Here is a 9,006-nt window from a genome sequence, read left to right as displayed (position 1 = left end):
NAAAACAAATAAAGTTGGCAAAAACGCAGAGACAGCTGACACAAAGGCAAGCAAAGAGACTCATTTTAAACAAGCGAGCGCCGTTACAAATACGATCAGATCAATTGGTGGGTTTTTTACAAAGATCGCAAAGAAAGTTAGAGAACTTGTAAAAAAACACCCCAAGAAAAGCAATGCGGCATTAGTAGTATTAACCCATGCTGCATGNAACCATGCGTTTATTAAATCCAGCTTTTTCAACTCGGCTTCTGATGTGTGGACTTATGGTTTTGGAGCGGACGCTCTTTATAACTTCATCAACGATAAAGCCACCAATTTCTTAGGCAAAAACAACAAGCTCTCTGTGGGGCTTTTTGGAGGCATTGCGTTAGCGGGCACTTCATGGCTTAATTCTGAATACGTGAATTTAGCCACCGTNTCCCCGTTTTAAGCAACACCACTACAAAACTTGATTTTACTATTCAAGGAGACAAAAGAACGGGTGGCAAACCAAATAAACCTTTAATATACCCATGGAGTCATGGGGGAGCTATTTCAACCCAGTGGATAGATACAAGTTCAACAAGCACATCAGAACAGATCAACACAGAAAATAACGCTCAAACTCTTTTAGAACAAGCGAGCATCANTCCCCGTTTTAAGCAACACCACTACAAAACTTGATTTTACTATTCAAGGAGACAAAAGAACGGGTGGCAAACCAAATGAACCTTTAATATACCCATGGAGTCATGGGGAAGCTATTTCAACCCAGTGGATAGGTACAAGTTCAACAAGCACATCAGAACAGATCAACACAGAAAATAACGCTCAAACTCTTTTAGAACAAGCGAGCATCANCAATGAATTAGGGAATACTTATAACAGCATCACCACCGCACTCTCTAGCATCCCTAACGCGCAAAGCTTGCAAAATGCGGTGAGCAAAAAGAATAACCCCTATAGCCCGCAAGGCATAGAGACCAACTACTACTTGAATCAAAACTCTTACAACCAAATCCAAACCATCAACCAAGAGCTAGGGCGTAACCCCTTTAGGAAATTGGGCATCGTCAGCTCTCAAACCAANTTAACCCATGCTGCATGCAAGAGGGCAAAAGAATTGGACGATAAAGTCCAGGATAAATCCAAACAAGCTGAAAAAGAAAATCAAATCAATTGGTGGAAATATTCAGGATTAACAATAGCGACAAGTTTATTATTAGCCGCTTGTAGTGTTGGCGATACTGATAAACAGATAGAGTTAGAACAAGAAAAACAAAAGACAAGCAATATAGAGACTAACAATCAAATAAAAGTAGAACAAGAAAAACAAAAGACANCTCTCTCTCTCTCTCTCGTTTTTGCTCCACGCTGAAGACGACGGCTTTTACACAAGCGTAGGCTATCAGATCGGTGAAGCCGCTCAAATGGTAAAAAACACCAAAGGCATTCAAGAGCTTTCAGACAACTATGAAAAGCTGAACAATCTTTTGAATAATTACAGCACCCTAAACACCCTTATCAAATTGTCCGCTGACCCGAGCGCGATTAACGACGCAAGGGATAATCTAGGCTCAAGCTCTAGGAATTTGCTTGATGTCAAAACCAATTCCCCGGCTTATCAAGCCGTGCTTTTAGCACTGAATGCAGCAGTGGGGTTGTGGCAAGTTACAAGCTACGCTTTTACTGCTTGTGGTCCTGGCAGTAACGAGAGCGCGAATGGAGGTATCCAAACCTTTAATAATGTGCCAGGACAAAATACGACGACCATCACTTGCAATTCGTATTATGAGCCAGGACATGGCGGGCCAATATCCACTGAAAATTATGCGATCATTAACAAGGCCTATCAAATCATTCAAAAGGCTTTGACAGCCAATGGATCTAATGGGGATGGGGTCCCCGTTTTAAGCAACACCACTACAAAACTTGATTTTACTATTCAAGGAGACAAAAGAACGGGTGGCAAACCAAATNTACAAGTTCAACAAGCACATCAGAACAGATCAACACAGAAAATAACGCTCAAACTCTTTTAGAACAAGCGAGCATCATTATCACTACCCTAAATGAGGCATGCCCAAACTTTCAGAATGGTGGTAGCAGGTATTGGGCAGGGATAAGCGGCAATGGGACAATGTGTGGGATGTTTAAGAATGAAATCAGCGCTATCCAAGGCATGATCGCTAACGCGCAAGAAGCTGTCGCGCAAAGTAAAATCGTTAGTGAAAATGCGCAAAATCAAAACAACTTGGACACTGGAAAACCATTCAACCCTTACACAGACGCTAGCTTTGCACAAAGCATGCTCAAAAACGCGCAAGCCCAAGCAGAGATTTTAAACCAAGCCGAACAAGTGGTGAAAAACTTTGAAAAAATCCCTAAAAATTTTGTATCAGACTCTTTAGGGGTGTGTTATGAAGTGCAAGGGGGTGAGCGTAGGGGCACCAATCCAGGTCAGGTAACTTCCAACACTTGGGGAGCCGGTTGCGCCTATGTGCAAGAAACCATAACGAACTTAACCAACAGCATCGCTCACTTTGGCACTCAAGAGCAGCAAATACAGCAAGCCGAAAACATCGCTGACACTCTAGTGAATTTCAAATCCCGATACAATGAATTAGGGAATACTTATAACAGCATCACCACCGCACTCTCTAGCATCCCTAACGCGCAAAGCTTGCAAAATGNTACCCCCCTAAAAACTATAAACATAACTCACATTAAACACTACAAGGCGTTTGAAAAAGAGGGAAGTGTTTAGCCCTTTGCCATGCGTTTCATAAAAGGAATTGATTGCTAAAGGGATCTTTAAGCCCATTTCAAAGCCATTGTGCCTATTGACATTCACACGAACCCCAAAATTCAAAGGGATTTGGAAAAAACTCGTGTGCATTTTAGCTTGATAATTGGTCAAGTAATTGTTGATAAAATCCGTTTGGCTCACCCACATGCCTAAACCACTCCCTACCCACGAACTCCCCGCTAAAGCAAAGCCCACATAAAAACCCACGCTCGAATGTTTTTTTGCGTTATCAATGAAATTATAAAGATAATCTATCCCAAGCCCATAGAGATGGTTATTCATTTTGCCCAAACCATCAAAGCCGTTACCCACAAAACCAAAGTTAGTGTAACCATAGTCATAGAACAAGTAATAGCGAAACCCTTGATTTTTTTTCTTGGTAAAGAAATGCTTATACCCTACGCTCAAACTCACCCCATACATGCTTGAAATGTTTTTAGAATAAGAGCTAGGATCAAGCGCGTTTAAGGAATTTGAAATTTGAGCGATTTGAGAAGATAAAGAAGAAAGCATGCGGTTTTGAGATTGAGTGAATTGCGATTCTAAATTTCTTAAGTTTTCTTCAAACTCTAAAGGGTTAGTAATGGGTTCTTGCATTTTTTCTAACGCTTGGGCTAATTGTGGGTTAGATGCAATTCCACCGCTAAGCATGACTATTTTTTCAATGTTTTGAAGGGTGGATTGGAGGTAGTATTGTTCGGCTTGCATTTCAGTGGGGGTTAATTTAGCATGGTTTTTTAAAGCGTTGTTAATATATTCAAAGGTGTTGGGCATGCTTGTGATTTCGTTTTTGACTTGATTGAGTTTATGGATTTGATTTTGAGCGTTAGAAATGATTTGGATGCGTTCTTGATTTAAAAAAGGGTTATTGTGTTCAACGGCATGACTGATAGAATATTCAAACCCCACGCTCGCATACGCCCCATTTTCTTCAGCGATACAATAAGATAAAAANTCTCTCTTTTAAGGGGTTTCTTTTGAAGCCTTTCTTTTTTTTTTGGAGGGGTTTAATTTTTTTGAAGCCTTTGTTTTGAAACCTTTGTTTGAACTCTCTTTGTTTTAGGGGGGGAGTTTGATGAAAAATCTTTTTTCTTTTAAACCCTTTGTTTTTGAACTTTCTTTTTTTGAACTTCTTGTTTTTAAGTGGTTTTTTGAACTCTCTTTGTTTTGAACTTTCTTTCTTTGAACTTTCTTTCTTTGGGGGGTTTTCTTTGAACCCCCTTTTTCTTTGAACTCTCTTTTTTTAAACTCTCTTTTTGGAGGGGGTTTGATGAAAAATCTTTTTTAGCGTTTTTAGTGATTGGTTAGTGGAAAACTTGGCGTTAATTAAGCGATAGTTTTTTAAAAAAGCGCTTCTTTTATATAGTGGGTTTAAGTTGGAGATTAAAAGGGGGAGAATGGTTTCAAATACCCACTACACTTTTAAGAAAATGCGTTTTATTATAAAATCAAATCTAAAACGATTATTTTTCACTCACAAAACTTTTAAATTTTTAAACTTTTTTAAAATTTTTTACTAACAGATCTTTTGATCTTTTCACTGATTTTTCAATCCGCTTTTTAATCTTTTGATCTTTAATTTTTTCATTAACTTCCCAATCCGCTTTTTAATCTTTAAGTTTTGATTTCTAGTTTATCCCACTCTATCGCTTGCGCTATAATGATCTGATATTTTAAAAAAGGAATAAGCATGCCTAACACCACCGCCAAAAAAGACTACACAAAATACAGCGAAAAACAGCTTTTTAATTTAATCCATCAATTAGAGCGAAAAATCAAAAAGATGCAAAATGATAGAGTTTCTTTTAAAGAAAAAATGGCTAAAGAATTGGAAAAAAGGGATCAAAACTTTAAGGATAAAATAGACGCATTAAATGAACTCTTGCAAAAAATCAGCCAAGCTTTTGATGATAAAAGAGATTGTTGTTTTGGGCATGAAACCCCAAACACTCAAACGCAACAAGCCATGAGAGATGCGGATAACAAAGAAACAGATTTGTTCGTTGAGGATTTTTCTAGTTATAGCAATGAGAGAAAAAAGGCTTTAGGTGTTGAAGCTCAATCTTAAAAAATCTTTTCAAAAAGATTTTGATAAATTGCTTTTGAATGGGTTTGATGATAGCGTTTTGAAGGAAGTCATTCTAACCTTAAGAAAAAAAGAACCGCTAGATCCACGATTTCAAGATCATGCCCTAAAAGGCAAGTGGAAACCTTTTAGGGAATGCCATATTAAATCCGACATTTTGCTTGTGTATTTAGTGAAAGATGATGAGCTGATTTTGTTAAGGTTAGGCAGTCATAGTGAGTTGTTTTAATCCACCCACACCCCTTATAACGCTTAAACCAAATCGCTTGCGCTATAATGATCTGATATTTTAAAAAAGGAATAAGCATGCCTAACACCACCGCCAAAAAAGACTACACAAAATACAGCGAAAAACAGCTTTTTAATCTCATCAATCAATTAGAGCAAAAAATTAGCCAAGCGTTTGATGATAAAAGAGGTTGTTGTTTGGGGCATGAGATCCCAAATATTGAAACGCAACAAGCCATAAGAGATGCGTTAAATGGCGAAAAATTAGAGGTTATTGAAGATTTTTCTGCATGGGCAAATGAAATCAAATAAAGAAGTGAATGCTGAAAATTAAGCACCATGCCCTTTACAAAAAAGATTTTAAAAAACTTGTTAAAAAGGGGTAGCCTTGATTAGCGCCTACATTAGCGTTAAAGTTTTGATTTAGCCCTATCTTAATATAGTTTAGCTTGCCATAGTTAGTCGTTGTTCCTATCGTGCTTGTTAGGGCTGGCTTGTTATCTTGGGATTGTTGTTGGTTGAATGGTTCGCTAAAGGATAGCTTGGGCGTGTTAGTGGGGTCTAATGACCTCCACAATTTAACTTGATCAATCAGTTAGAACTTGAGGGAGGCGTTAAATGGGGTTAATCTCACTCAAATTGATAGTTTAGATGATCTTACAAACGAGTTAAAAAGAGAAAATAATAAAGGTTTTGAAAATGTATGCTCTAGCGTTTGATTTAAAGATTGAGATTTTAAAAAAAGAATACGGAAGAACCCTACAATAAAGCCTATGATGATTTAAGGCAAGAATTAGAGCTACTAGGGTTTGAAAACACTCAAGGGAGCGTTTATGTTAATTATTCTAAAGAAAACACTCTAGCACAAGTCTATAAAGCGATCAATAAAATCTCTCAAATTGAGTGGTTTAAAAAGTCTGTTAGGGATATTAGAGCGTTTAAGGTAGAGGACTTTAGCGATTTTACTGAGATTGTGAAATCCTAGCGTTTAGCCAAATTTTTAAAATTCTTGGCACTTATAGAGTGAAAAGCAACGCTTTTTTANAAAATAACCACTCCCTTATATGCATTTCACAAAAAATAAAACTTAACACGCAAGAAATCAAAAACAAGAAACAAAACAAGCAAGAATTGCAATCATGAGATAAAGATAAGGCTTTACTACCAAACCCCACTAAACCCCCTTAAAAATAACAAACCCACTAAACATTAAGAAGCAAGAAAAACTAAAAACATGAAACCAAACATTAAAACATAAGAATTAAAACGCAATAAGTAAGGAATAAGAAATTAAAACCCAAGAAGTAACAAGTAAAACTCCAACACAACAACCACAAACCACAAGCAGTAAAAAACCTTAAGAACACAAAGAAACAAGAACCAAAAAATACAAACATAAGAATTGAGAAAATCCAACACTAAAACCAACACTCAAACAAAAGAAATGAGATTTAAGAAAAATAAAACACGAAACACAATCAAATCAAAATCAAGCAAGCAAAAAACAAGGTGAAACAACAAACAAAAATTATAAGCAGTAAAAAACCTTAAGAACACAAAGAAACAAGAAGCAAAACACCAAAACTAAAACTTTAATATTAAAGCGTAAAAAAACAAAAAGTTAAACATAAGAATTAAAACGCAATAAGTAAAAAACAAAAATGGAAAAAAACAAGAAGTAAGATTTAAGAAATCCAATACAAGCGAGCAAGAAATATTAAAAACAAGAATGAAAAAGTTTAAGCAAAAACCAAATGAAAAATAAGATTTAAAAAAAGAAAGAATAAGCTCAATCTTTCAAAACTAAGCAACAAGAAGTCCTTTTGTCAGGTAATACTCTTGGCTTTTAACAAGCGAATGTTAAAAGCTTTTCTCTAGAAAGGAGGTGATCCAACCGCAGGTTCACCTACGGTTACCTTGTTACGACTTCACCCCAGTCGCTGTGTGTGCCGTGGGCAGTAGCCAATTTAGCATCCTGACTTAAGGCAAACACAACTCCCATGGTGTGACGGGCGGTGAGTACAAGACCCGGGAACGTATTCACCGCAACATGGCTGATTTGCGATTACTAGCGATTCCAGCTTCATGCAGGCGAGTTGCAGCCTACAATCCGAACTGAGAGGTGTTTTGAAGATTGGCTCCACTTCGCAGTATTGCTTCTCTTTGTACACCCCATTGTAGCACGTGTGTAGCCCTAGGCGTAAGGGCCATGATGACTTGACGTCGTCCCCACCTTCCTCCTCCTTACGGAGGCAGTATCCTTAGAGTTCTCAGCATGACCTGTTAGCAACTAAGAAAGGGGGTTGCGCTCGTTGCGGGACTTAACCCAACATCTCACGACACGAGCTGACGACAGCCGTGCAGCACCTGTTTTCAAGGTCTGGCAAGCCAGACACTCCACTATTTCTAGCGGATTCTCTCAATGTCAAGCCTAGGTAAGGTTCTTCGTGTATCTTCGAATTAAACCACATGCTCCACCGCTTGTGCGGGTCCCCGTCTATTCCTTTGAGTTTTAATCTTGCGACCGTACTCCCCAGGCGGGATGCTTAATGCGTTAGCTGCATTACTGGAGAGACTAAGCCCTCCAACAACTAGCATCCATCGTTTAGGGCGTGGACTACCAGGGTATCTAATCCTGTTTGCTCCCCACGCTTTCGCGCAATCAGCGTCAGTAATGTTCCAGCAGGTCGCCTTCGCAATGAGTATTCCTCTTGATCTCTACGGATTTTACCCCTACACCAAGAATTCCACCTACCTCTCCCACACTCTAGAATAGTAGTTTCAAATGCAGTTCTATGGTTAAGCCATAGGATTTCACACCTGACTGACTATCCCGCCTACGCGCTCTTTACGCCCAGTGATTCCGAGTAACGCTTGCACCCTCCGTATTACCGCGGCTGCTGGCACGGAGTTAGCCGGTGCTTATTCGTTAGATACCGTCATTATCTTCTCTAACAAAAGGAGTTTACAATCCTAAAACCTTCATCCTCCACGCGGCGTTGCTGCTTCAGGGTTTCCCCCATTGAGCAATATTCCCTACTGCTGCCTCCCGTAGGAGTCTGGACCGTGTCTCAGTTCCAGTGTGTCCGTTCACCCTCTCAGGCCGGATACCCGTCATAGCCTTGGTAAGCCATTACCTTACCAACAAGCTGATAGGACATAGGCTGATCTCTTAGCGATAAATCTTTCCCCCGTAGGGAGTATCTGGTATTAATCATCGTTTCCAATGGCTATCCCAAACTAAGAGGCACATGACCTATGCGTTACTCACCCGTGCGCCACTAATCAGCATTCTAGCAAGCTAGAAGCTTCATCGTTCGACTTGCATGTATTAGGCACGCCGCCAGCGTTCACTCTGAGCCAGGATCAAACTCTCCATAAAAGTGTTTGTCCTAAAGCTCTTTTTGTTTTTTGATAGGCTGTTGTTATTCCTAACAACAGCTTTAGCGTATCACAAGAACTCGTTTTATACTTTATTGAATAAAACGGGTTGTGTTCTTAAGTATTACAACAACAAAACAGAAAGAAACTTTTTAAAAAGGTTTAGCCAAACGCTAACCTGAATAAAATACTCTCATGCCATTCAGTCATCAATCATAATGATATAACCATCATAATCAATGAAATCAATTGGCACTAGTTGGATAAGAATTCCTTATCCAAGAATGGGAGTTATAAAAACCCCCACTCTATTTAACAAGTCATTGCTTATTGTTTTAGAATATCCTTTAAAAAGAACTTCTATCAATTTGCTTAGTTTTCAAAGATCGTTTGCTTTTAATCAGCTATCCTTGTAAGGTATCAAGCGGCTTTTTAAAAGCCCTTGCTGAAACAAGGAAATGAAATTATAGTCATAGAAAGCTTAAGGTTTGCTTAAATNTTCAATCATTCAATCATTCATTCA

The 9,006-nt window shown here is 38.5% G+C and carries 5 protein-coding genes, 1 rRNA gene and 6 pseudogenes; 9 read left to right on the top strand and 3 right to left on the bottom strand.

The features are described 5' to 3' along the window. Positions 1-208 precede the first annotated feature (208 nt). From J5F42_RS07875 to J5F42_RS07855, 4 pseudogenes are all read left to right on the top strand, one after another. A pseudogene (locus J5F42_RS07875) lies at positions 209-415 on the top strand (outer membrane beta-barrel protein); the annotation flags it as partial. 5 nt (positions 416-420) lie between these two features. Beyond that, a pseudogene (locus tag J5F42_RS07865) lies at positions 421-1,066 on the top strand (hypothetical protein); the annotation flags it as partial. Beyond that, positions 1,043-1,321 (top strand): annotated as a pseudogene (locus J5F42_RS07860) (DUF874 family protein); the annotation flags it as partial. The pseudogenes J5F42_RS07865 and J5F42_RS07860, both read left to right, overlap by 24 nt. A 22-nt stretch (positions 1,322-1,343) precedes the next feature. Further along, a pseudogene (locus J5F42_RS07855) lies at positions 1,344-2,686 on the top strand (SabA family sialic acid-binding adhesin); the annotation flags it as partial. Here the strand turns inward: J5F42_RS07855 and hopJ are convergent. Continuing rightward, on the bottom strand, positions 2,681-3,727 hold the full coding sequence (gene hopJ, locus J5F42_RS07850) for a Hop family outer membrane protein HopJ/HopK (protein WP_283491621.1): 1,047 nt from the start codon (positions 3,725-3,727) through the stop codon (positions 2,681-2,683). The pseudogene J5F42_RS07855 and the gene hopJ sit on opposite strands and share 6 nt — an antisense overlap. Before the next feature lie 751 nt (positions 3,728-4,478). Between hopJ and J5F42_RS07845 the strand changes: the two genes are divergently transcribed. The 3 genes and pseudogenes from J5F42_RS07845 (at position 4,479) to J5F42_RS07835 (ending at position 5,436) form a co-directional block, all read left to right on the top strand. Then, entirely contained in the window at positions 4,479-4,856 is a 378-nt protein-coding gene (locus J5F42_RS07845; protein ID WP_097699919.1) for a type II toxin-antitoxin system HP0895 family antitoxin, read from the top strand. Beyond that, positions 4,837-5,103, top strand: a complete 267-nt coding sequence (locus J5F42_RS07840; protein WP_013356424.1) for an HP0894 family type II toxin-antitoxin system mRNA interferase toxin — start codon at positions 4,837-4,839, stop codon at positions 5,101-5,103. The genes J5F42_RS07845 and J5F42_RS07840 overlap by 20 nt, the downstream gene beginning before the upstream one ends. A gap of 77 nt (positions 5,104-5,180) precedes the next feature. Further along, positions 5,181-5,436 (top strand): annotated as a pseudogene (locus tag J5F42_RS07835) (hypothetical protein). 12 nt (positions 5,437-5,448) lie between these two features. Here the strand turns inward: J5F42_RS07835 and J5F42_RS07945 are convergent. Then, the gene (locus J5F42_RS07945) at positions 5,449-5,679 is read right to left on the bottom strand and encodes a hypothetical protein (RefSeq protein WP_000269326.1); all 231 of its coding nucleotides are present in this window, start codon (positions 5,677-5,679) and stop codon (positions 5,449-5,451) included. Positions 5,680-5,801: 122 nt separating this feature from the next. Here J5F42_RS07945 and vapD point away from each other — a divergent pair. Beyond that, positions 5,802-6,087 (top strand): annotated as a pseudogene (gene vapD / locus J5F42_RS07830) (endoribonuclease VapD). Between the two features lie 893 nt (positions 6,088-6,980). On the opposite strand, the gene J5F42_RS07825 reads toward vapD, so the two are convergent. After that, positions 6,981-8,484, bottom strand: a 16S ribosomal RNA gene (locus tag J5F42_RS07825). 1 nt (position 8,485) lies between these two features. Here J5F42_RS07825 and J5F42_RS07820 point away from each other — a divergent pair. Continuing rightward, positions 8,486-8,665 (top strand): hypothetical protein, encoded by a 180-nt coding sequence (locus tag J5F42_RS07820; protein ID WP_001873570.1) that lies wholly within the window; start codon positions 8,486-8,488, stop codon positions 8,663-8,665. Positions 8,666-9,006: the final 341 nt, after the last annotated feature.

Source organism: Helicobacter pylori (assembly GCF_030062585.1).
GTDB lineage: Bacteria > Campylobacterota > Campylobacteria > Campylobacterales > Helicobacteraceae > Helicobacter > Helicobacter pylori_CN.
Note: the sequence above shows the minus strand (reverse complement) of the source record. Positions and strands in the feature narration are given on the sequence as shown.

Bases quoted from the DNA above. Each gene is read 5' to 3' on its own strand.
- J5F42_RS07845 (WP_097699919.1), top strand. From the start codon at position 4,479: ATGCCTAACACCACCGCCAAAAAAGACTACACAAAATACAGCGAAAAA.